Consider the following 22203-nt stretch of genomic DNA (forward strand, 5'->3'; position numbering starts at 1 on the left):
CGGAGCGACGCGATAATGTTCGGCACAACCCTAGTCCTCGCGCTCCGCTCGATCCGCCGCCATCTCTTGCGGTCGTTCCTCACCATCCTCGGCATCGTCATCGGCGTCGGCGCGGTCGTGACGATGGTCACGCTCGGCAAGGCCACCACCGCCGCGGTCCAGCAGTCGATCTCCGCGCTCGGCACCAACATCCTCCAGGTCCGCCCCGGCCAGGGTTTCGGTCGTGGCGGCGGGGGCCCGCGTCCGCCCGACTTCAAGCCCGAGGACGTCGCCGCGATCGCCAACCAGATCGCCGGCGTCACCGCGGTCGCGCCGCAAGCCAGCGCGACCGCCACCGCGATCTACGAAGGCGCCAACTGGTCGACCACGATCAACGGCACCACCGACGCCATCTTCCAGGTCCAGCCATGGCCGCTCGCCGCGGGCCGCCGCTGGACGCCGGTCGAGGAAAGCGCCGGTGCCGCGGTCTGCATCATCGGCAATACCGTCTCGAAAAACCTGTTCCCCGGCGGCGATCCGGTCGGCCACCGGTTCCGTATCGGACCGATCAGCTGCGACGTGATCGGCGTGCTGACCACGCGCGGCCAGGCCGGGTTCGGCGGCGATCAGGACGACACCGTGGTCATGCCGATCAAGGCGGTCCAGCGGCGCTTCACCGGCAACCGCGATATCCGCCTGATGCTGGTCGGCGTCGACGAGCGTTTCTCGACCAGCACCGTCCAGGCCGGGATCACCGACCTGCTCCGCGAACGTCGCACCATCACCGGCGACAAGCCCGACGACTTCAACATCTTCGACACCAAGCAGATTTCGGACACGCTAACCGGTACCACGACCCTGCTCACGGGCATCGTCGCCGCGGTAGCCGGGATCAGCCTGGTGGTCGGCGGGATCGGCATCATGAATATCATGCTGGTGTCGGTGACCGAGCGCACGCGCGAGATCGGCATCCGCCTCGCGATCGGCGCGGTCGCGCGCGAGGTGCTGCTGCAGTTCCTCGTTGAAGCCATCGCGCTGTCGTGCCTCGGCGGTGTCATCGGGCTGATCGTCGCGCAGGCCGCGATCGCGATCATCGCGCCGCTGATCAAGGTTCAGTGGCTGTTCGTGCCCGAGATCAACATCTTCGCGTTCGCGATCTCCGCGGTGATCGGCGTCGTCTTCGGCTATTTCCCGGCACGGCGCGCGGCCGCGATGAACCCTATCGACGCGTTAAGGCACGAGTGATCGCCGCCTTGGGATCACGGACCAGCGCCTGCAGCCGGTCCAGATCCTCGGGCGTGTCGATATCGATCAGTTCGGCCGGCGCGGTGACGACGTGCCGCCCCGCCTGCACCAGATCGCGCGCACCCGCATCGCCGTCCAGCGTCAGCAGGAAATCGAACCGCTCGCGCCCGAACAGGGCAGGGGGCGAGGGCTTCTCGCCATCGCTCGACGCGACCACCGCGTCCGCGCTGTCGGCGGCATCGAGCATCCGGTAGATATGCGCGGCGGTCACGCGCGGCATGTCCGCCAGCGCGATCAGCACCGCCTCCGCACCCTCGTCCTTGGCGCACTGCACGCCGAGCTTCACCGACTGCGACATCCCCGACGACGGATCGTCGTTATGCACCACCTCGAAATGATGGCTGATGAAGTCGAGCTTGCAACCGTCGGTGACCACCAATCGCCGCTTGAACGGAATGTTCTCGAACGCGGTGACGACGTGCATGCCCAGCGGCTTGTTGAGGAACGGCACCTCGAGCTTGTTGGGGATGCCGAACCGCTCAGAGCGCCCAGCCGCGAGGAGGATGAGGAAGACGTTTTCAGCGGCGATCATTGAACGCTCCTATCATCGCCGCCGCGACTGACAGCGCGATTTCCGACGGTCCGATCGCGCCGATGTCGAGCCCGACCGGCGCATCGATCCGGTCGATGTTCTCCGCCGTAACGCCCTCCGAAGCAAGTCGCTCGCGCCGCGCCGCGTGGCTCTTGCGGCTGCCGAGCGCGCCGACATACGCGGCATCGGTTGCGAGTGCGGCGATCAGCGCGGGGTCGTCGATCTTGATGTCGTGGCTCAGCGTCACGACCGCGGTCGACGGGCCAGGGCGGAGCGCGGCGATCGCCTCGTCGGGCCAGCGATCGTCGAGCGTCACGCCCGGAAACCGCTCCTCGGTCAGGAAGCGCGCGCGCGGATCGATCACGACCGTCTCGATCCCGAGTTCGCGCGCGAGCCCCGCCAGCGCCTGCGCGATCTGCACCGCGCCGACGATCAGCAGCCAACGCGGCGGATCGTAGCGGTTGACGAACACCTCGCCCGTCTCCAGCGGCCGCGCGTCGCTGTGCCCGGTCACAAGGTCGGTGGTCACGGTCAGCGCATCGCCTTGGTCGCGCGCATCGGCGATCCGGTCGAACAGTTCGGGATCGAACCCCTCGGCCGAAACCGGCTGCACCATCACCGCGATCTCGCCGCCGCACGGCAGCCCGACTTCCCACGCCGCGGCGTCCGCCACGCCGTAGTTGCGCACCTGGAACGGCGCCCCCGCGATCACCTCGGCGGCGGTGGCGAGGATGTCGCTCTCGACGCACCCGCCGGAGACCGATCCCTCGAACCGACCATCGGCATGGACGAGCATATGGCTTCCCTTGGGCCGCGGCGCGGATCCCCAGGTCGAGACGACCGTAGCGATCGCCATCCTCTCGCCCTTCCAGGTCTTCGCAGCAGCGAGCACGCTATCGTTTTCAGCCATGTTGTCTCTCTTCTATTCCTCCCCGCACGCGGGGAGGGGGACCAGCGCAGCTGGTGGAGGGGGCCAGCCGCAAACGTTACGCTTGGGGTCGCCCCCCTCCACCACGCCGAGGGGCGCGGTCCCCCTCCCCGTGCCGGGGAGGATCAGACGGCGGGCAAACCCTCGAGCAATTTGTCGAGCGTCACCGGAAAGTCCCGAACCCGCACCCCCGTCGCGTTGTAGATGGCATTCGCCACCGCAGCCCCCGCGCCGGAGATCCCAAGCTCCCCAACGCCCTTCGCTCCGACCGGGTTCGCGGAGTCGTCGATCTCTTCGATGAAATGCACCTCCAGCTGCGGAATGTCGGCATTCACCGCGACATGATATTCGCCGAAATCGGGGTTCACGAACGCGCCCGTTCGCGTGTCGACGATGCCCTCCTCGCTCAGCGCATAGGCGATCCCCCATGCCATCCCGCCGGTGATCTGGCTCGTCGCCGTCTTGCGATTGAGCACGCGCCCGACATCGAACACGCCCAGCATCCGCCGCACGCGCGTCTCGCCCGTCACCGCGTTGACCGCGACCTCGACGAAATGCGCGCCGTGGCTCGCCTGGCTGGTGCGCTTGCTCTCGGCACCCGGCCCGGTCTTGCCCATCGCCACGATCGGTTCGCCGCGGACGAGGTCCGCCAGCTTCACCGACCGTCCGCCAGCACTCACGCAGCCATCGTGCAGGCTCAGATCCTCCGGCGCCGCATTCATCCTGAGCGCCAGTTCGCCAAGGATATCCTCGCACGCCAGCACCACCGCCGAACACGCGCTGCCAGCGCCGAACGACCCGCCCGACCCCGCGCTCGGCGGGAAATCGGTATCGCCGAGCCGCACGTTTACTTCGGCGACCGGCAGCCCGAGCATCTCGCCCGCGGTCTGCGCGAGGATGGTGTACGTCCCCGTACCAATGTCCGTCATGTCGCACTCGACCGTCGCGCGGCCATCCGCCTCCAGCCGTACGCGCGCCTGCGCCTCGACCGTGAAGTTGCCGCGCAGGCTCGCCGCCATGCCGATCCCGACCAGCCACTCGCCGTCGCGCACCGACCCCGGCGCCGGCACGCTCGCCGGCCAGCCGAACCGCTCGGCGCCCTGCGTATAGCAATCGAGCATCCGCCGCGTGGAGAACGGCTTGCCGCTCACCGGATCGGCCTCGGGCTCATTGCGCCGCCGCAGTTCGATCGGATCGATCCCAAGCTGCTCGGCCAGTTCGTCCATCGCACACTCGACGCCGAACGTCCCGACCGCCTCGCCCGGCGCGCGCACCGCACCGCTCGCGGGCAGGTCGACGCGCACCAGGTCGGTCTTGAACCGCCGCGTGTCGCCCCGGTACAGCGGCAGCGTCCCGAACGGCACCGGCTCGAGAAACTCGCCATCGTCATTCTGCGCGACGACGCTCTCATGCCCCATGCCGAGGATCACGCCGTTCGCGTCGGCGGCGATCCGGATCCGCTGCGTCGTGTGCGAGCGGTGGTGGACCATATACGCGGTCTGGCGGCGGGGCAGCGCAACCTTCACCGGCCGCCCGACGACCTCCGCCGCGATCGCCGCGAGGATCGCCTCGGGCCCGACACCGGTCTTGCCGCCGAACCCGCCGCCGACATAGGGCGCGAGGACACGCACCTTGTCCGCATCGATCTTCAGCGCCTTCGCGATCGTCTTCCGCGCACCACCGATAACCTGGTTGCTAGACCGCACGGTGAGTTTGTCGCCGTCCCACCACGCGGTGGTCGCGTGCGGCTCCAGCGCGGCGGGAAAATGCACGGGGGTGGTGTAGGTCCGGTCGAACGTCACCGCCGCGTCCGCCATCACCGCGTCGAGATCGCCATTGTCGATCGGCGGCAGGAAGCCGATTTTCGGCGCGGTATCGACCGGCTGCGCCTCGACGTCGAACCGATCCTCCCCCGCCTCGGTACGAACCACGACCAGCGCAGCGGCATCGCGCGCGATTGCCTGGTCCTCCGCGACGACAATCGCGACCGGCTGGCCGAGGTGGAGGATGACGTCGGTATCGAACAGCGGCATCGCGCGCGAGTTGGATTCGCCGGCCGGCATGCGCGCGTCGTTATGAATGACGGCGATGACGCCGGGCAACGCCTCGGCGGCGCTGACGTCGATGCCGAGAATGCGCCCGCTGCCCACCGGCGTGCCGACGATCGCGGCGTAGGCGATGCCGTCGGGCGTACCCTCATACGCATAGTCCGCAACGCCGGTGACCTTAGCCGGCCCCTCGATACGGTCGAGCCCAAGCCCGAGAACGCCCTGCTTCGCGCGGTCGAGACCACCCGGCCGAAACGCCGCATCCATCACGTGTTCGTTCATTCTGCGGTCCTCGGGTGGAGGGAAGGATATGGGTAGGGCAGGGGCGTTTGACGAGGGTTGGGAGTGAGACGCCCTCCACCTCGCCGCCACCCCGGCGAAGGCCGGGGCCCAGTTGGAAAGGCCTTGATAACGGAGGACGATCCTTCGTTATCTTCGTCCCCCAACTGGGCCCCGGCCTTCGCCGGGGTGGTACCTGTTTATGGTATCGTCAGCCCTCAAACAGCCGGCAACTGATCCAGCAGCTTGTCCAGCGTAATCGGGAACTCGCGCACCCGGATTCCCGTCGCATTATACACCGCGTTCGCCACCGCAGCACCTGCACCCGAAATTCCCAGCTCGCCGATCCCCTTCGCGTGGATCGGGTTCGCGTGGATGTCGCGCTCGTCGACGAAGTGGACGTCCATCTGCGGAATGTCCGCATTGGCCGGCACGTGATATTCTGCCAGATCGTGGTTCACCAGCTTGCCGGTCCGCGTATCGTGGATCAGGTCCTCGGTCAGCGCCGCGCCGATCCCGAACGTCATCCCGCCCAGACACTGCGACCGTGCGGTCTTCGCGTTGAGAACACGCCCCGCCGCGAACGACCCGAGCATCCGCCGCACCCGCGTCTCGCCGGTAACCACATTGACCGCGACCTCGGCAAAGTGCGCACCGAACCCGGCCTGCGTCGTCTCCTTCTCCTGCTTGCCCGGCTTGATATGCCCAATAGCCTCGAGACCCTTACCGACCAGCTCGCCGATCGGCGTCGAGCGATTGTCGCCGATCGCCTTGCCGTCCTTGAGCGTAAGGCCGTCCTCATCGACTCCCGCCGCCTTGGCCAGCTTCCCGCGCAGCATCTCGCACGCGAGATACACGGCGGTCCCCGACGACGCCGCACCCCACGAACCACCCGAACCAGCGGCGGGAGGATCGTTGGTATCGCCCAGCGACATCGTGATGTTCTCGACCGGGATGCCCAGGATCTCCGACGCGATCTGCGCCAGGATCGTGTAGCTGCCGGTGCCGATGTCGGTCATCGCCGACGACACCGTCGCCGAGCCGTCCGGGTGGATCTCGACCTTGGCGGACGATTCCTGCATCATGTTGCCGCGCACCGCCGAGGCGACGCCCATGCCGATCAGCCACTCGCCCTCGCGGCGCGTGCCGGCCTTCTGCCGCTTGTCCCAACCGAACTTCTTCGCGCCCTCGTCGAGCGCGCGCGTCAGGTTGCGCGACGAATAGGGCACGTCCTTCTCGGGGTCGATCTTCGGATCGTTGCGCTTGCGCAGCTCGATCGGATCCATCTCGAGCTTCTCGGCCAGTTCGTCCATCGCGCCTTCGAGCGCGAGCATCCCGACCGCCTCGCCCGGCGCGCGCATCGAGCCCGACAGCACGAAGTTCAGATCGACCACCTCATGCGTGATCAGCCGGTTCTCGCCGCCATACAGCATGTGCGTGCCGATGCCCGCAGGCTCGAAATAATCCTCGGTCGACTGGTTCGACGTCAGCGTCTCGTGACCGATCGCCGACAGCTTGCCGTCCGCATCCGCCGCCAGCCGCACACGCTGCTCGGTATTCGACCGACGCACGGTAGCCTCGAACACCTGCGGTCGCGACATCACCGCCTTGACCGGACGGCCAAGCTGCTTCGCCGCGATCGCCGCCGCGACGCTCTCGGGTGCGATGCCGAGCTTCGATCCGAACCCGCCGCCAATATAGCGCGCGATGATCCGCACCTTCTTCTCCGACAGCCCCAGCGACTTCGCCAGCTGCTGCGCGTCCGACGTCGGCATCTGGTACGCGCCGTACAGCGACAGCGAGCCGTCCTCTTCCCACACCGCGGTCGAGGCATGCGGCTCCATCGCCGCCGAATTCTGGCTCGGCGTGACATAGGTCGAATCGATCTTCACCGCCGCCTCGGCCATCGCCTTGTCGACATCGCCCTGCTTGAAATGCGCCGGCGTCGCATCGTCCGGCGGCGTCCGGGTCTCGTCGCGGTACGCGGCGAAGTCGTACTGTCCCTCGGCCTCGTCATATTCGATCGGCAGGCGCGCCGCGGCATCGCGCGCGACCTCGAAGCTCTCGGCGAGCACGATCGCGACGATCTGCCCAAAGAACGCGATGTCCTTCACACCCTGCGTAGGTGCATCGGTCGCGCCGCCCTGCGCCGAGACACGGATGAACTGGTCGAAATCGGTGACGACGTCGATTACGCCGGGGATCGCCTTGACCGCGTCGACGTCGATCGAGACGACCTTGCCCGCCGAAATCTTCGTGCCGACCAGCACGCCATACGCCATGTTCGCGAACTGGTATTCCGCGGCATAGGTAGCCGTCCCGGTGACCTTCAGCGGCCCGTCGATCCGGTCGAGCGGCTTGCCGATGACGCCCTGGACGCCCGTATCCAGAAGACTGTCCGGATGCGGCTTGTCCATCGTCAGGCTATTCGTAGTGCCAAGACCAAACATGCTTATGCTCCCGTGACGTTGCGCAGCGTCGCGATCAGCGTGCGACGGGCGAGGGGGATCTTGAAGTCGTTCGAGCCATAGCCCTTGGCGTCGGCGAGCAGCGCGGTCGCCGCAGCCTCGAACACGGCATCGGACGGCGCCTTGCCGACCAGGGCCGCCTCGACCGCCGGGTTGCGCCACGGCATCGGCCCGAGCCCACCGAACGCGAGCGAGGCCGACGCAATCACGCCGTCCTGCACGTCGACGATCGCTGCAACGGAGACGAGCGCGAAGGCATAGGACGCACGATCGCGGACCTTACGGTATTCCTGCTTGCCCTTGACCGGTGCCGGCAGCTCGATGTGCGTGATCAGTTCACCCGCTTCGAGCGCGTTCTCGATCTGCGGCGTATCGCCCGGCAGGCGATAGAAGTCGTGGATCGAGATCCGCCGACGATCGCCATCCGCCTTCAGCGTCACGATCGTCGCGTCGAGCGCGCGCATCGCCACCGCCATGTCGCTTGGGTGCGTCGCGATGCAGTGCTCGCTCGTCCCCAGCACGGCGAGGATGCGGTTGAAGCCACCGATCGCCGAACAGCCGCTGCCCGGCTCGCGCTTGTTGCAGGCCGCGGCCGTGTCGTAGAAATAATAGCACCGCGTCCGCTGGAGCAGATTGCCCCCGGTCGACGCCTTGTTGCGCAACTGCCCGCTCGCACCCGCCAGCAACGCGCGGCTCAGTACCTCGTATCTCGCGACGACGCGGCGATCGGCGGCGAGATCGCTGTTCGGCACCAGCGCACCGATCGTCAGCCCGCCATCCTCGCGCTCCTCGATCTTCGCGAGATCGAGCCGCGAGATGTCGACCAGCTTGTCCGGCGTCTCGACCTGCAACTTCATCAGGTCGAGCAGGTTCGTACCGCCCGCGATGAACTTTGCACCAACAGTATCGATATCCTTGACCGCAGCCTCGGGCGTAGCGGGCTTCTCGTACGTGAAGGTCTTCATGCCACCAGCTCCCCGCGCGCGTTGGCTTCCATCGCGGCGTCCTTCTCGTCCGCGGTCCGGCCTGCGGGCTCGGCACCACCGACTTCGCGGATCGCATCGACAATGTTCGGATACGCGGCGCAACGGCACAGATTGCCGCTCATCCGCTCGGAAATTTCGGCATCGTCGAACTTCGGATCGGTCAGGTCGCCCGACGCATGGCTGGCCCAGCCCTTCTTGACCTCGTCGAGCATGCCGACCGCCGAACAGATCTGCCCCGGCGTGCAATATCCGCACTGATAGCCGTCATGCCGCACGAACGCGTCCTGCAATGCGTGCAGGTTGCCCGGCTGGCCGATACCTTCGATCGTCGTGATCTCGTCGTCCTGGTGCATCACCGCAAGCGTCAGGCAGGAATTGACGCGGCGCCCGTTGATCAGCACCGTGCACGCGCCGCACTGGCCGTGATCGCAGCCCTTCTTCGAGCCCGTCAGCCCGAGATGCTCGCGGCACAGGTCGAGCACCGACGTGCGAATATCGGGCTCGGCGTCATATGATTGACCATTGATCGTGAAATGCATGGCGGTGCCCCTGGTTGAATGTGCCGGGAATGTACGGATTTCGAGGACTCAACGCCGATGCGACCGATCGTTTCCTATTGCGACAAGCTCTCACACATCGGCGCGCTGGCGCTCGTCGCGGCAAGCGGGCAAGCTGCCGCGATGACGCCAGCTTCTCCCCGATTGTCGCCCCCGATCGTCATTGCGCATCGCGGCGCCAGCGGTCTTCGCCCCGAGCATACGCTGGCGGCCTATTCGCTCGCGATCGACCAGGGCGCGGACTTCATCGAGCCCGATCTTGTCCCGACCAAGGACGACGTTCTCGTCGCGCGCCACGAGAACAATATCGCGGAAACGACCAACGTCGCCGACCATCCCGAGTTCGCAGGCCGGAAAACCACCAAGACGATCGACGGCCAGACGATGACCGGCTGGTTCGTCGAGGACTTCACGCTCGCCGAACTGAAGACGCTGCGCGCGAAGGAGCGCCTGCCCAAGCTCCGCCCCGCGAACACCGCCTATGACGGCCAGTTCCAGATCCCCACGCTCGCCGAGATCATCGCACTCGCCAAGCGCCGCACCACCGAGACGGGCCGGACGATCGGCATTTATCCCGAGACCAAGCACCCGACCTATTTCGCCAAGATCGGCCACCCGACCGACGCGAAACTGGTCGCCGAACTGCGCGAGGCCGGCTGGGATTCGGCCAAGGCGCCGGTGTTCATCCAGTCGTTCGAGGTCGCCAACCTCCAGCGCCTGCACAAGATGACGAAGGTCCGCCTGATCCAGCTCATGGACGGGGAGGGCGGTCCCGCCGACGGCGCGCAGCCGAGCTACAAGGCGATGATCACGCCCGAGGGCCTGAAGGCGGTCGCCTCCTACGCCTACGGCATCGGCCCCAACAAGAGCATGCTGTGGACTGACGCGACCCCCACCACGCTGGTCGCCGACGCGCACGCGGCCGGCCTGCGGGTCCACCCCTGGACCTACCGCGCCGAAAACTATTTCGAACCGACCCGCTTCCGCCGCGGCACCGACCCCGCCGCCCACGGCGACATCGCCGCGGAGATCGACGCAGGTCTTGGACAAGGTATCGACGGTTTCTTCACCGACTTTCCGCTATACGGGAGCCAGGCGCGCGATCGGTCCCGCGCAGGAGTGAAGTAAATGCGTAAGGTTCTTCCCGTACTCGCGGTGCTGCCGTTCCTCGTAAGTGGCTGCATCAGCACGGCAACCTCGATCGTGAAGGCACCGTTCCAGGTCGCCGGCAAGGCGGTCGACTGGACGACGACCAGCCAGGAAGAATCGGACCGCAACTACGGCAAGAAGATGCGCAAGCAGGAAGCCGAAGAGGGCAAACAGCGCAAGGAACTGGCTAAACGCTGCAAGCGCGACCCGCAGCGCTCGGAATGCGGCCAGTACCAAGGCTATCGCGCCGGCAACTAAGCTCCCTTCTACCACCCCGGCGAAGGCCGGGGCCCAGTTGGGAAACAGAAGTAACTTAGCGCTGCGCTCAGTCAGCAACGTCCCCCAACTGGACCCCGGCCTCTGCACGGAAAATGGCCTAGTCCGCCAAAGCCTTCGCCACCGCGATCAGCACCGCCGGTTTCAGCTGCACGCCGAGATGCCCGCTCCGAACCTCCACGGCACGCCCCGCCGCGTCGTGGCATATGAACCCGTTGACCAACCCGTCCGACCGGCTCCAGATCGCGGTCGACCGTATCGGCAGCGGCGCGGCAATCGCCGCGCTGCGCGCGATCACCGCCGGATCGTCGAGCCGCTCGCCCGTCATCCATTCAAACGCTCGCCAGACGTTGGTCGCCTTGGCAGAGCCCGCAAAAGGCGAGCTGACCGTGATCACGGCCCGAACCAGATCGGGACGTTGGTGCGCGACCAAGCGCGCCATGATCCCTCCGAGACTCACCCCGACGAGCGTGACCGGCCCGGTTTGCGCTGCCAGCGCCGCGATCCGCGCTATCAAGTGCTCGGCCTCCACGCCGACCGTCCGCACGCCGAGATTGCGCCCCAATCCCCAGCCGGTCGCGCGGTAGCCGAGCCTTTTCAGATAGCCCCGCATCACGAAGTTCGAGCGGTCGGTGTTGAACAGCCCCGGAAGCACCATCACCGCCCTCCCGTCACCGCGAGGTACCGCAGCCAGCGCCGGACGATGGCGCCACCATGTTGCAACCGTCCACGCCGCGCGCGGCAACTCTGCCGCCCAAAGCGCTTTTGACGGCGGCTTCAAAACCACCCCATCACAGTAACCGGAAACGGCGTCCAAGCTCCAACCTTCACCCCCGCAAACCGAAGCGCATCACCCGTCCAGCTGTTACACGTCCGCACCGCGCTATAGCGCCCGTTGGCATCATAAAACGCATCATACCCTGCATACCCCGGATACCGCGCACCCCCGTCGCGAAAGCTCGCCCGGATATACGCCGCCAACCGCCGATACTGCGCGGGCGTCACCACGATCTCCCGAGCCCCATCGCCCGCGCGCGGCCTCGGCAGATGATCGACATGCATCAACGTCCGATTACTCCCGACCGCCGAAGCAATCACCGTCCGCAGCTTCACGTCCGCCCAGGTCGGCGTCTCTAGATAAAACGTCTTCTCCCCCCACCCGAACGACACATGATCGAACGCGCCAAACCGCGGATCACGCAGATCCTCCGCCCGAGCCACCCCGCGCCAGTCCACTCCCGCCGCGACCTTCGGCACGATGATCCCGGTATGCACGCCGTTGCTCTCGACGAAGATATGCACGCCCTCGACCGGCGCCCGCCAATCGCGATTGCTCGGGATCGACCCGCCGACCAGCCCCGCCACCGCATAGCTCGCGACCACTCCGAACACGGCGGCGATCGCCCGTAAAATCCATGTAACCCAACGCGTTTCCGTCTTCATTCCGTCATGCTAGACCAGCCGCATGGCCAATGACACACACGTACTGAGCACCCCGCCCGAAGGCGCGCCCGACTGGACGATCCCGCAGAACTGGGCGGATTACACCGCGGAGGATCACGCAACCTGGGACACGCTGTTCGCGCGCCAATCGAAGCTGCTCCCCGGCCGCGCCTCGAACGCCTGGCTGCGCGGGCTCGACGTGCTGAAGCTCTCGAAACCCGGCATCCCCGATTTCGAAGAGCTGTCCGAGCGCCTGACCAAGCTCACCGGCTGGTCGGTCGTCGCGGTTCCCGGCCTCGTCCCCGACGACGTGTTCTTCGACCATATGGCGAACCGGCGCTTCGTCGCCGGCAACTTCATCCGCCGCCCCGACCAGCTCGACTATTTGCAGGAACCCGACGTCTTCCACGACGTGTTCGGCCACGTGCCGATGCTCGCCGACCCAGTCTTCGCCGACTACCTCGCCGCCTACGGCCGTGGTGGCCAGCGTGCGCTGGGCCTCGACGCGCTGAAGTATCTGGGCCGGCTCTACTGGTACACGGTCGAGTTCGGCCTGATCGCAGAACCCGAAGGCCTGCGCATCTACGGTTCCGGCATCGTCTCCAGCTATGCGGAAACGCGGTTTGCCTTGGACGACCCGAGCCCGAACCGCATCGCGCTAGACCTCGCCCGGGTGATGCGGACCGAATACCGGATCGACGATTTCCAGCAGAACTACTTCGTCATTCCGAGCTTCGAGGAGTTGTTGCGGTTGACGGTAGAGACGGACTTCGCGCCGCTGTACGAGGAACTGAAGACGCTTCCGGATATTCCCGTCGCGCGGATCGAGCCCGGCGATGTGGTGATTACCGAGGGTACGCAGGACTACGCGACGTCGAAGGCGTCCGCTGAGACCGCATAAGCATCCTCTAGAAGCCACCACCCCGGCGAAGGCCGGGGCCCAGTTGGGATAGCGGTGCGGTTCTATCTCAAAGCTTCACCCAACTGGGCCCCGGCCTCCGCCGGGGTGGCGGCAGAGATGGGGTGAGGGCAACCCTTCCCAACTTGTTCCCCCGCGAAGGCGGGGGCCCAGACTGGGCCCCCGCCTTCGCGGGGGAACAGCCTTCTTCGGGGGAGGGCAGCCCTCAAATATCGAGCGCCCACCCATCACGCCCCTTGGGATCGAACGGCCCCTCCGCCACGAACCTCACCGCCCCAGCGCGCAACCGAAGCACACTCCAATCCCCCCGCCGGTCGACCGCCTCCAGCGAACACCCGCAAGCCTCATACGCCGCGACAACCCCAGCCCGCTGCGTCTCCAGCAACCCGGCAAGAACAATCGTCGCCCCCACATCCGAAATCGAAGCGATCTCCGGCGCCATCGACACCAGCGGCCCGGCAAGAATATTAGCGATAACCAGATCATACGGCGCACGAACCACGATCGCATCGTCCAGCGTGCCGTCCGCAACCACCAGATCGATCCCCTCGACCCCGTTGAGCGCCGCATTCTCAACCGTCACATCGATCGAGACCGGATCGATATCCGTCCCCATCACCTTGGCCCCAGGCCAAAGATGCGCCGCCGCAAACGCCAGCAACCCCGTCCCCGTCCCGATATCGATCACGTTCGCAAACGACGCCTCCGCCAACCCGTCCAGCATAGCAAGACACCCGCTGGTCGTCTCATGATGCCCCGTCCCGAACGCCCGGCTCGCCTCGATCAGGAAAGCCCGCTGGTCCGCCGGCACCGCGCCCGAATGCGCCCCGGTATGCACGAAGAACCGCCCGACCGACAAAGGCTCCAGCCCCGCCTGGCTCATCGTCACCCAGTCCGCATCCCCCAGCCGCTCGACCGCGATCTCGGCCCCCGCCGCGCTAGGCACCAGCGCGCGCACGGCGGCGACCGTATCCGCCGCCGGCTCATGCTCGAAATACGCATCGAGCCGCCAAGACTCCACGTCGTCCTCGATCTCCTCGGTCGTCATCAACACGCCGTCGATCGTCAGATCGTCGCTCGCATCGATCGCCTCCGCCTCCGCCCGCGTGCAGGGGAGGGTGAGTTTCCAACTATCGGACATAGCTCGCCCCATTCACGTCGATCACCGACCCCGTCATCGAGGCCGGCGCCTCCAACGCCAGAAACTTCGCCGCCGCCGCGATCTCGTCAGGCGCCGCGACCCGCCCAAGCGGAATGTCCGCCAGCAACGCATCGCCGCCACGGCTCGACAGATAGTCCTCCGCCATCCCGGTCATCGTGAACCCGGGGCACACCGCAAACGCGAGGATGCCCTCCCGAGCATACCCCCGGGCGATCGTCTTGGTCATCGCCACCATACCGGCCTTCGACGCGGCATAATGCCAATGCGCCGGCGAATCCCCGCGATACGCCGCCCGGCTCGCGATATTCACGATCCGCCCGCCAACCCCGCGAGCCTGCCAGTGCAGCACCGCCAACCGACAAAGCTCGGCCGACGCGGTCAGGTTGATCCGCATCGTCCGCTCCCACTGCGCGGTCCAGTCGTCATCGGCGAGCGGTGCCGCCTCGAACACGCCAGCATTGTTGATCAGCACGTCGATCGCGCCGCCCGCCTGCTCGAGCGCAGCGTTCCACAACGCAGTCGGCCCCGTAGGATCGCTGAAGTCGGCCGGGATACCGCTGGCGGTCCCATGCCCGATGACGGTCGCGCCCGCGTCGGTCAGCGCCGCATGAATGGCCGCGCCGATACCGCGGCTGGAGCCTGTAAGAAGAATGGTCATGCCGCACCTCTAGCGCGCGCTACGCCGCCTCGTCACGCCAATCCCGCACCCACGGACGATAGCCCGCGCCTAGGCCGCAACCTTCGCGACGAAATCGCCCGCGCTGTTCTTCAGGTTGCTGAGCCGCCCGTCGAGCACGTCGAACCCGCGACCCACGCCGTCGATCTCGGTCGCGACCGTCTCGGTATCCTCGCGGATCGCGGCGATCGTGTTGGACATCGAATCCGCCGCCAGCGCGGTCTCGTCCACCGCCGCGGTGATCGCGGTCACCGTCTGCGCCTGCGCCTCCATCGCGTAGCGGATGCGGTCGGCGCTCTCCTGCACCTCCGCTACCGTCGACTTGATCGACGCATTGGTCTCCACGGTCGAGCGCGTCGCCGACTGGATCGCGGCGATCTTCGCGGCGATGTCGTCGGTCGCCCGCGCGGTCTGGTTGGCGAGGCTCTTCACCTCCTGCGCCACCACCGCGAACCCGCGCCCGGCATCCCCCGCGCGCGCCGCCTCGATCGTCGCGTTCAGCGCGAGCAGGTTGGTCTGCCCGGCAATGTCGCGGATCAGCCCCAGGATCGACTCGATCGACTTCGCATGATCGCTCAGCGTTTCCGACATGCCGACCGCCTGTCCAGCCTGCGCCGATGCCCGATTGGCGATCTCGGCCGCAGCCTCCACTTCGGTCCGCGCGTCCTCGATCGCGCGGATCAGGCCGGCGGCGGTCTGCGCGGCTTCGCGCATCGCCACCGCGGACTGCTCTGCGGCGGCCGCGACTTCGCTCGCCTTGCCGAGCACCGCGCGGGTCGAGGCGGAACTCCGCAACGCCTGTTCGCGCAGCATATGCCCCTCGTCGGTCGCGGTCTCGACCATCGCCGCGATGCCGTCGCGAAATTCCGCCGCCAGCGTATCGCGCGCGACCTGCGCGGTATGCATCTGGTACCGGTTATAGATCGCGACGGTGATCTCGCCCTCCAGCGCCGACAGCCGCATCAGCGTGTCGATGAACACCGGCAGCTTCGGATCCGACCGATCGACCCGCCGCATCAGCACGTCGAGCGCGGCGCGGTCGCTCGCGCTGATCATCGACAGCAGCGCCATCGGCGATACGTCGGCGACATAGGCCGTTGCGACCGACCGCTCGATCGATTCGATCCAGGCGCGTCCACTCGTGTCCAGGAAGCGATTGCGCAGGAACGTGCAGCCGATCTCGATCATCTGGTCGGTTTCGTGCGGCGCCCAGATCCGTTCGTCGGAAAAACACTGCAGCCACTGTTCCCAGAACGCCCTGGACACATGCGTGATCTCGGGCGCCAGCGCGGCCCAGACTTCGCGGCTCGCGCCGGTCAGTGATCCGTCGAAATCGAACACCCGCAGCCGCGCCATCAGGTCGACGGAGGCCGCGATCGAGCCGGGGGCCGGCAGGTCGTTGGTGGTCAAGACGGTGAACTCCGGATCGAATGTACGACGCCATCGCTACACGCCATGTCTTAAGGGCTGGTTAGGGATCGACGCGTCGTGATGTGCAGGGTCGGTCGTGTCGCACAGGCATCGCGCGCGCGGTGTCATGGGTTATCGGACCGGCCCCAATGGGTTGCATCGCAGCACGCGGTGGCTAATAGGTCGCCCAATCTATATATTCTGGACCAAGCTGTTCTTGGTTCGTCATCTTCTGGTTCGAGGACTCCGCCCTTGGCATCGCGCAACCCGGCACGCCCGCTTTCTCCCCATCTGCAGGTCTATAAATGGGGCCCGCACATGCTGGTCTCGATCCTGCACCGCGTGACCGGCAGCGGGATGGCGACCGTCGGCAGCATCCTGCTCGTCTGGTGGCTCGCCGCGATCGCGTCGGGCGATCAGGCGTACGCGACCTTCGTCGACGTGTTCACCACCGACACCGGCCGGCTCAACATCCTCGGCTATGTCGTCGCGGTCGGGCTGACGCTGTCGCTGTTCCAGCACATGATGACCGGCATCCGCCACATGGTGCTCGATATCGGCGCCGGCTACGAACTGAAGCGCAACAAGATGGGCGCGATCGCGACGATGGTCGCTTCGGTCGCGCTGACGGTCGTGTTCTGGCTCTACATGGGGATCAAGTAATGGGTTCGGGTACGGCAATCGGTCGCGTCCGCGGCCTGGGCAGCGCCAAGCACGGCGCGCATCACTGGTGGCAGCAGCGTCTGACGGCGGGCTCGAACCTGTTCCTCATGCTGTGGCTGATGATCTCGGTCGCGCGGATGCCCGGCTATGATTACGCCGCTGTCCATCTCTGGCTGCAATCGGCCTGGGTCGCGGTGCCGATGGCGCTGTTGATCCTGTCGGTCTTCTATCACTTCCGTCTCGGTCTGCAGGTCGTGATCGAGGATTACCAGCATGGCGAGAGCCGTGTCGTGACGATGATCCTCCTCAACCTGTTCACCTTCACGCTGGGCGGCATCGCCCTGTTCGCGATCCTGAAGGTCGCCTTCTCCGGAGCCCCCGCCTGATGTCTGCCTACAAGATCATCGATCATACCTATGATGCGGTCGTCGTCGGTGCCGGCGGCTCCGGCCTGCGCGCGACGATGGGCATCGCCGAGAGCGGCCTGAAGACCGCGTGCATCACCAAGGTCTTCCCGACCCGCAGCCACACTGTCGCAGCACAGGGCGGCATCGCCGCCTCGCTCGGCAACAACTCGCCGGATCACTGGACCTGGCACATGTTCGACACCGTCAAGGGTTCCGACTGGCTCGGCGACCAGGACGCGATCGAGTATCTTTGCCGCGAAGCCCCGCAGGCGGTCTACGAGCTCGAACACGCCGGCATGCCGTTCAGCCGTAACGAGAACGGTACGATCTATCAGCGTCCGTTCGGCGGCCACATGCAGAACATGGGCGAGGGGCCTCCGGTCCAGCGCACCGCCGCTGCCGCCGATCGCACCGGCCACGCGATGCTTCACGCGCTGTATCAGCAGAGCCTGAAGTACAACACGGACTTCTTCGTCGAGTATTTCGCGCTCGACCTGATCATGGAGAACGGCGTCTGCCGCGGCGTCATCGCGCTGTGCATGGAAGACGGCTCGATCCACCGTTTCCGCAGCCACCAGACCGTGCTCGCCACCGGTGGCTATGGCCGCGTCTATTTCTCGGCGACCTCGGCGCACACCTGCACCGGCGACGGCAACGCGATGGTGCTCCGCGCCGGGCTACCGTTGCAGGACATGGAGTTCGTCCAGTTCCACCCAACCGGCATCTACGGCGCGGGCGTGCTCATCACCGAGGGCGCACGCGGTGAGGGCGGTTACCTGACCAACTCCGAGGGCGAGCGCTTCATGGAGCGCTATGCTCCGTCGGCGAAGGACCTCGCCTCGCGCGACGTCGTCAGCCGCTCGATGGCGCTCGAAATGCGCGAAGGCCGCGGCGTCGGCAAGAACGGCGACCACATCTTCCTGCACCTCGATCACATCGATCCCAAGGTGCTGGCCGAGCGTCTGCCGGGCATCACCGAGACCGGCAAGGTCTTCGCCGGCGTCGATCTCACGCGCCAGCCGCTGCCCGTCACGCCGACCGTGCACTACAACATGGGCGGCATCCCGACCAACTTCCACGGCGAGGTCGTCAACCTCGTCGATGGCAACCCCGACGCGGTCGTCCCCGGCCTGTTCGCGGTCGGCGAGGCTGCGTGCGTCTCGGTCCACGGTGCCAACCGCCTTGGCTCTAACAGCCTGATCGATCTCGTGGTGTTCGGCCGCGCGACCGGCCTGCGCATCAAGGACACGCTGAAGCCCGGTACCCCCCACGCGCCGTTGCCCAAGGGGTCGGAAGATCTCGCGCTGACGCGTCTTGACCATTTCCGCAACGCGAGCGGCGGTTCGCCGACGGCACAGATCCGTCTCGACATGCAGCAGACCATGCAGAAGCATTGCGCCGTGTTCCGCGACACCGAACTGCTCAACCAGGGCGTTGAGAAGATGGCCGGGATCTACAGCCGGATGACCGACGTCGCCGTGAAGGATCGCAGCATGATCTGGAACACCGATCTGGTCGAGACGATGGAGCTCGACAATCTGATCGGCCAGGCGGTCGTGACGATGACCTCGGCGGCCAACCGCACCGAGTCGCGCGGCGCACACATGCACGAGGACTTCCCCGAGCGCGACGATGCGAACTGGATGAAGCACACCATCACCACCTTCAACGGCTGGGGCGGCAAGGGCGGCGAGACCAAGATCGATTTCCGCCCGGTCCACGACTACACGCTCACCGACGACATCGACTACATCAAGCCCAAGAAGCGGGTATACTGATGACCTGGGCCATCATCGCGATCGGGTTCCTCGTGCCCGTCGCGGTGGGGCTCCTGACGCGTTTCCAACCGATGATCGCCGGCTTCCTATGGCCGGCGGTCGTGGCGATCCTGACCGCGATCTACGTCTTCGCCATCGAACCCCGCGGTATCGGCGAAGAACCCCAGAAGATAGCGATCACCTTCTACGCGCTGTTCTCGCTAGTAGGCGGCGTCCCCGGTGGCCTCGTAGGCTGGATCCTCCAGTACAAGCGCTCGGCCAAGCAGGTAAACTAAAGCCCCGTTCTCCTGCGAACGCAGGAGCCCAGAATCACAAACGCCACGTTCCGTAACCCTGGACTCCTGCGTTCGCAGGAGAACGGGCGGCTGTGACAGATGTGCTACCGCTCGATCCGCCCAGCCGCGATCTTGTACACCAGATTTCGGTCCCGCCGCCCGACCGCCACGACGATCACCGTCACCAGGCCATCATCGACCCGGTACACCAACCGATACCCCGCGGCCCGAAGCTTGATCTTGTAGCACCCGGTCATTCCGCTCAGCCGCGCACTCGCAATATGTGGCTCGCCCAACCGCTCGGTCAGCTTCGCCTTGAACTGCTCGCGAACATTGGCGCCAAGCTTCTCCCACTCCCGCAGCGCGCTCGGCAGGAAAGCGAGACTATAGGTCGCCAAGCGACACCGCGACCGGCACCTCGTCGGCACGCGCGCGCACCAGTTCCGCCAGTTCGACGTCTTCCAAACGGTCCATCAATTCCTCCCACGCCGCTGCCGGCACGAGATACGCGGCGGGCGTATTCCGATTAAGCACCGCCACTGGGAATCCGCCCGCAGCCTCGATGACTCCGGAGGGATTCTTCTTCAGGTCGCTGATGCTAACCGTCGCGCCGGCATGGATGGTTTCAATCATGACCGCTTTGTAGCACGTCGAACAGGTCACGCCAAATCACTGTGCTGATATGCCGCAACTCATCAGGAACCCACCGCCCCCGCAGAAGTTTGCCGCGGCATGACCGACACATCCCCCGCCTCGAACGCCCGCAACTACCCGCTGCTGGCCGCCCCACACATCCATCTCCACGGCCCCGTCGACAACGCGATGTACGATACTTTCAAATCGCAGCTCGTCGCTGCCCCCACCGAAGGCCCGCTGGTCGTCTCGATCACCACGCTCGGCGGCGATCCCGAAGTCGCGCGTGCGATGGGCGACAACATCCGCCTGCTCCGCGAATACACCGGCCGCGAGACGCTCTTCCTCGGCAAGGTCGCGGTCTATTCCGCCGGCGCGACGTTCATGTCCGCCTTCCCGGTCGACAGCCGCTTCCTCACGCGCAACAGCCGCATCATGATCCACGAGCGCCAGATGCAGAGCACGATCGAACTCAACGGCCCGCTCAACACGCTCTCCTACACGCTCAAGGCCAAGCTCCACGAGATCGAGGACTCGATCAACATCCAGGAGGAAGGCTTCCGCGCGATCGTCGAGGGTTCGAAGGTATCGCTCGAGGAATTGAAGAAGAAAGCCCCCTCCAACTGGTATATCGAAGCCGAGGAAGCCCGCGACCTCGGGCTCGTCCTCGACATCATCTGACCCGGCACGCGCAGGCAACGCGACAGCGGGTGTGACGCATGTTGCACCCGCGAAGCTAAGGATTTGCGGGGAGGGCCCCTGTCATGTATCGGCTCTGACAACCTATAATCACACCACGGACGGACCGCTCGCAATGGCCGAATTCTCGCTCCCGAAAAACAGCGTCGTCAAGAAGGGCGTCAAGCACGCCTCGACCAGCCAGGGCTCGGGGGCGGGTAAGCGTCTCAAATCGTTCAAGGTCTACCGCTACGATCCCGACAGCGGCGAGAACCCGCGCTACGATAATTTCGAGCTCGATCTCGACGACACTGGCCCGATGGTGCTCGACGCGCTGATCAAGATGAAGAGCGAGCAGGATTCCTCGCTCACCTTCCGCCGGTCGTGCCGCGAGGGCATTTGCGGCTCGTGCTCGATGAACATCAACGGCAAGAACGGCCTCGCCTGCACCACCGCGATCGAGGATTGCAAGGGCGAGGTCCAGATCACGCCGCTGCCGCACATGGACGTGATCAAGGACCTGGTCCCCGATTTCACGCATTTCTACGCGCAATATTCGTCGATCAAGCCGTGGCTGCAGACCGTCACCCCGCCGCCCTCGGGCAAGGAACGCCTCCAGTCGCCGGAAGACCGCTCGAAGCTCGACGGCCTGTACGAGTGCATCCTGTGCGCGTGCTGCTCGACCTCGTGCCCGAGCTATTGGTGGAACGCCGACAAGTTCCTTGGCCCCGCGATCCTGTTGCAGGCCTATCGCTGGATCGCCGACAGCCGCGACGAGATGACCGGCGAGCGCCTCGACGAGCTGGAAGATCCGTTCCGCCTGTATCGCTGCCACACCATCATGAACTGCGCGAACGCGTGCCCCAAGGGGCTGAACCCGGCCAAGGCGATCGCCGAAATCAAGAAGATGGAAGCTGAACGGATCGTCTGATCCCTTCGATACGGGCCTTCGACTTCGCTCAGCCCCTACTCAGGACGAACGGGGGGTGTAAATTTCCGTTCGTCCTGAGTAGCCGCTGAGCGTGTCGAAGCGGCGTATCGAAGGACAGGTTGTTGACCACCCCCCATTTCGTAGAAGCCGAAGACCCAGCCAACCCAGGCTGGCGCAGCTGGTCGCTCTCCGACCCCACCCGCTTCAACACCCTGCTCGGCCCCATGCTCTACCGTGTCGACGGTCACACCGTCCGCGTCCGCATCACCCCCGAGCACCGCCACTCCAACCTCCAGAACAACGTCCACGGCGGCGCGCTCCTCGCGTTCATCGACGTCGCGCTGTTCGCGGCCGCCAGAGGTTTCGGCCTGATCACCGCCGGCACCGCGGTCACGCTTGATCTCAACACCCAATTCATCGGAGGCGGTCGCGTCGGTGAGCCGATCGAGGCGCAGGTCGAAGTCCTCAAGGAAACCGGCCGCCTCTTGTTCCTGCGGGGTCTCGTGGTGCAAGGGGACGACGAAACGAAGATCGCCGCCTTCTCGGCCACGATCCGCAAGCCGTCGCCTAAGCCGCCAAAGGGCTGACCCCGGCCGCTATCACCACCCCGGCGAAGGCCGGGGCCCAATTGGGAAACGATCAGTGTTGAAGCGCCCCGCTCCGTTATCGAAACCTTTCATATTGGGCCCCGGCCTCCGCCGGGGTGGTAAAGGGTTAGCGG

Annotated in this window: 24 protein-coding genes; 11 read left to right on the forward strand and 13 right to left on the reverse strand. The window is 66.0% G+C overall.

Annotated elements, in window-relative coordinates:
- Nucleotides 1–15: 15 nt before the first annotated feature.
- Entirely contained in the window at nt 16–1224 is a 1209-nt protein-coding gene (locus E5673_RS06200; RefSeq protein WP_136189340.1) for an ABC transporter permease, read from the forward strand.
- Here E5673_RS06200 and E5673_RS06205 read toward each other — a convergent pair.
- The 6 genes from E5673_RS06205 to E5673_RS06230 all read right to left on the reverse strand — a co-directional run bounded on the left by E5673_RS06205 (nt 1199) and on the right by E5673_RS06230 (nt 9064).
- Nucleotides 1199–1816 (reverse strand): nucleotidyltransferase family protein, encoded by a 618-nt coding sequence (locus E5673_RS06205; RefSeq protein WP_133031643.1) that lies wholly within the window; start codon nt 1814–1816, stop codon nt 1199–1201. The genes E5673_RS06200 and E5673_RS06205 overlap by 26 nt on opposite strands.
- Nucleotides 1803–2726, reverse strand: a complete 924-nt coding sequence (locus E5673_RS06210) for an XdhC family protein (protein WP_136189341.1) — start codon at nt 2724–2726, stop codon at nt 1803–1805. Before E5673_RS06210 ends, E5673_RS06205 begins: the two co-directional genes overlap by 14 nt.
- 143 nt (nt 2727–2869) lie before the next feature.
- Entirely contained in the window at nt 2870–5074 is a 2205-nt protein-coding gene (locus tag E5673_RS06215) for a xanthine dehydrogenase family protein molybdopterin-binding subunit (RefSeq protein ID WP_136189342.1), read from the reverse strand.
- 215 nt (nt 5075–5289) lie between these two features.
- Nucleotides 5290–7521, reverse strand: a complete 2232-nt coding sequence (locus E5673_RS06220) for a xanthine dehydrogenase family protein molybdopterin-binding subunit (RefSeq protein ID WP_136189343.1) — start codon at nt 7519–7521, stop codon at nt 5290–5292.
- Nucleotides 7522–7523: 2 nt separating this feature from the next.
- On the reverse strand, nt 7524–8504 hold the full coding sequence (locus E5673_RS06225) for a xanthine dehydrogenase family protein subunit M (RefSeq protein WP_136189344.1): 981 nt from the start codon (nt 8502–8504) through the stop codon (nt 7524–7526).
- The gene (locus E5673_RS06230) at nt 8501–9064 is read right to left on the reverse strand and encodes a 2Fe-2S iron-sulfur cluster-binding protein (protein ID WP_082441359.1); all 564 of its coding nucleotides are present in this window, start codon (nt 9062–9064) and stop codon (nt 8501–8503) included. The genes E5673_RS06225 and E5673_RS06230 overlap by 4 nt, the downstream gene beginning before the upstream one ends.
- 141 nt (nt 9065–9205) lie before the next feature.
- Here E5673_RS06230 and E5673_RS06235 point away from each other — a divergent pair, with 141 nt between their 5' ends.
- Nucleotides 9206–10210: a glycerophosphodiester phosphodiesterase gene (locus E5673_RS06235; protein WP_136191381.1), complete on the forward strand. Its 1005-nt coding sequence runs from the start codon at nt 9206–9208 to the stop codon at nt 10208–10210.
- Entirely contained in the window at nt 10211–10489 is a 279-nt protein-coding gene (locus tag E5673_RS06240; RefSeq protein WP_056060708.1) for a hypothetical protein, read from the forward strand.
- Between the two features lie 118 nt (nt 10490–10607).
- On the opposite strand, the gene E5673_RS06245 is transcribed toward E5673_RS06240, so the two are convergent.
- Nucleotides 10608–11165, reverse strand: coding sequence for an alpha/beta hydrolase (locus tag E5673_RS06245; protein ID WP_247599663.1), 558 nt, complete (start codon nt 11163–11165; stop codon nt 10608–10610).
- Nucleotides 11166–11284: 119 nt separating this feature from the next.
- Complete coding sequence (locus E5673_RS06250) at nt 11285–11950, reverse strand: TIGR02117 family protein (protein ID WP_136189346.1); 666 nt, start codon at nt 11948–11950, stop codon at nt 11285–11287.
- A gap of 22 nt (nt 11951–11972) precedes the next feature.
- Between E5673_RS06250 and phhA the strand changes: the two genes are divergently transcribed.
- Entirely contained in the window at nt 11973–12851 is an 879-nt protein-coding gene (phhA, locus tag E5673_RS06255) for a phenylalanine 4-monooxygenase (protein WP_136189347.1), read from the forward strand.
- 223 nt (nt 12852–13074) lie between these two features.
- Here the strand turns inward: phhA and E5673_RS06260 are convergent, their stop codons facing one another.
- The 3 genes from E5673_RS06260 to E5673_RS06270 form a co-directional block, all read right to left on the reverse strand.
- Complete coding sequence (locus E5673_RS06260) at nt 13075–14010, reverse strand: 50S ribosomal protein L11 methyltransferase (RefSeq protein ID WP_136189348.1); 936 nt, start codon at nt 14008–14010, stop codon at nt 13075–13077.
- A complete protein-coding gene (locus E5673_RS06265; RefSeq protein ID WP_136189349.1) occupies nt 14000–14689 on the reverse strand; it encodes an SDR family oxidoreductase in 690 nt (229 codons plus the stop codon). Before E5673_RS06265 ends, E5673_RS06260 begins: the two co-directional genes overlap by 11 nt.
- Nucleotides 14690–14758: 69 nt before the next feature.
- The gene (locus tag E5673_RS06270) at nt 14759–16102 is read right to left on the reverse strand and encodes a methyl-accepting chemotaxis protein (protein WP_056061736.1); all 1344 of its coding nucleotides are present in this window, start codon (nt 16100–16102) and stop codon (nt 14759–14761) included.
- A 267-nt stretch (nt 16103–16369) separates the two neighbouring features.
- On the opposite strand from E5673_RS06270, the gene sdhC reads away from it, so the two are divergent.
- The 4 genes from sdhC to E5673_RS06290 are packed head-to-tail and all read left to right on the forward strand — an operon-like array spanning nt 16370 to nt 19240.
- Nucleotides 16370–16780, forward strand: a complete 411-nt coding sequence (sdhC, locus tag E5673_RS19950) for a succinate dehydrogenase, cytochrome b556 subunit (protein WP_281727887.1) — start codon at nt 16370–16372, stop codon at nt 16778–16780.
- Complete coding sequence (gene sdhD / locus E5673_RS06280; RefSeq protein WP_120299369.1) at nt 16780–17166, forward strand: succinate dehydrogenase, hydrophobic membrane anchor protein; 387 nt, start codon at nt 16780–16782, stop codon at nt 17164–17166. The genes sdhC and sdhD overlap by 1 nt, the downstream gene beginning before the upstream one ends.
- Nucleotides 17163–18965 carry a succinate dehydrogenase flavoprotein subunit gene (sdhA, locus tag E5673_RS06285; protein ID WP_136189350.1) on the forward strand — a complete coding sequence of 601 codons (1803 nt, stop codon included), beginning with the start codon at nt 17163–17165 and terminating at the stop codon, nt 18963–18965. Before sdhD ends, sdhA begins: the two co-directional genes overlap by 4 nt.
- The gene (locus E5673_RS06290; protein ID WP_136189351.1) at nt 18965–19240 is read left to right on the forward strand and encodes a hypothetical protein; all 276 of its coding nucleotides are present in this window, start codon (nt 18965–18967) and stop codon (nt 19238–19240) included. Before sdhA ends, E5673_RS06290 begins: the two co-directional genes overlap by 1 nt.
- A 104-nt stretch (nt 19241–19344) precedes the next feature.
- Here E5673_RS06290 and E5673_RS06295 read toward each other — a convergent pair whose 3' ends face one another.
- Together E5673_RS06295 and E5673_RS06300 are read right to left on the reverse strand one after the other, a co-directional pair.
- On the reverse strand, nt 19345–19638 hold the full coding sequence (locus tag E5673_RS06295; protein WP_133031653.1) for a type II toxin-antitoxin system RelE/ParE family toxin: 294 nt from the start codon (nt 19636–19638) through the stop codon (nt 19345–19347).
- Entirely contained in the window at nt 19625–19873 is a 249-nt protein-coding gene (locus E5673_RS06300) for a type II toxin-antitoxin system prevent-host-death family antitoxin (RefSeq protein ID WP_128454289.1), read from the reverse strand. The genes E5673_RS06295 and E5673_RS06300 overlap by 14 nt, the downstream gene beginning before the upstream one ends.
- 99 nt (nt 19874–19972) lie before the next feature.
- Between E5673_RS06300 and E5673_RS06305 the strand changes: the two genes are divergently transcribed.
- The 3 genes from E5673_RS06305 (at nt 19973) to E5673_RS06315 (ending at nt 22069) form a co-directional block, all read left to right on the forward strand.
- The gene (locus tag E5673_RS06305; protein WP_136189352.1) at nt 19973–20554 is read left to right on the forward strand and encodes an ATP-dependent Clp protease proteolytic subunit; all 582 of its coding nucleotides are present in this window, start codon (nt 19973–19975) and stop codon (nt 20552–20554) included.
- A 133-nt stretch (nt 20555–20687) separates the two neighbouring features.
- Nucleotides 20688–21482, forward strand: a complete 795-nt coding sequence (locus E5673_RS06310) for a succinate dehydrogenase iron-sulfur subunit (protein WP_136189353.1) — start codon at nt 20688–20690, stop codon at nt 21480–21482.
- A gap of 122 nt (nt 21483–21604) precedes the next feature.
- A complete protein-coding gene (locus tag E5673_RS06315) occupies nt 21605–22069 on the forward strand; it encodes a PaaI family thioesterase (protein ID WP_136189354.1) in 465 nt (154 codons plus the stop codon).
- Nucleotides 22070–22203 lie beyond the last annotated feature (134 nt).

The organism is Sphingomonas sp. PAMC26645 (assembly GCF_004795835.1).
GTDB lineage: Bacteria > Pseudomonadota > Alphaproteobacteria > Sphingomonadales > Sphingomonadaceae > Sphingomonas.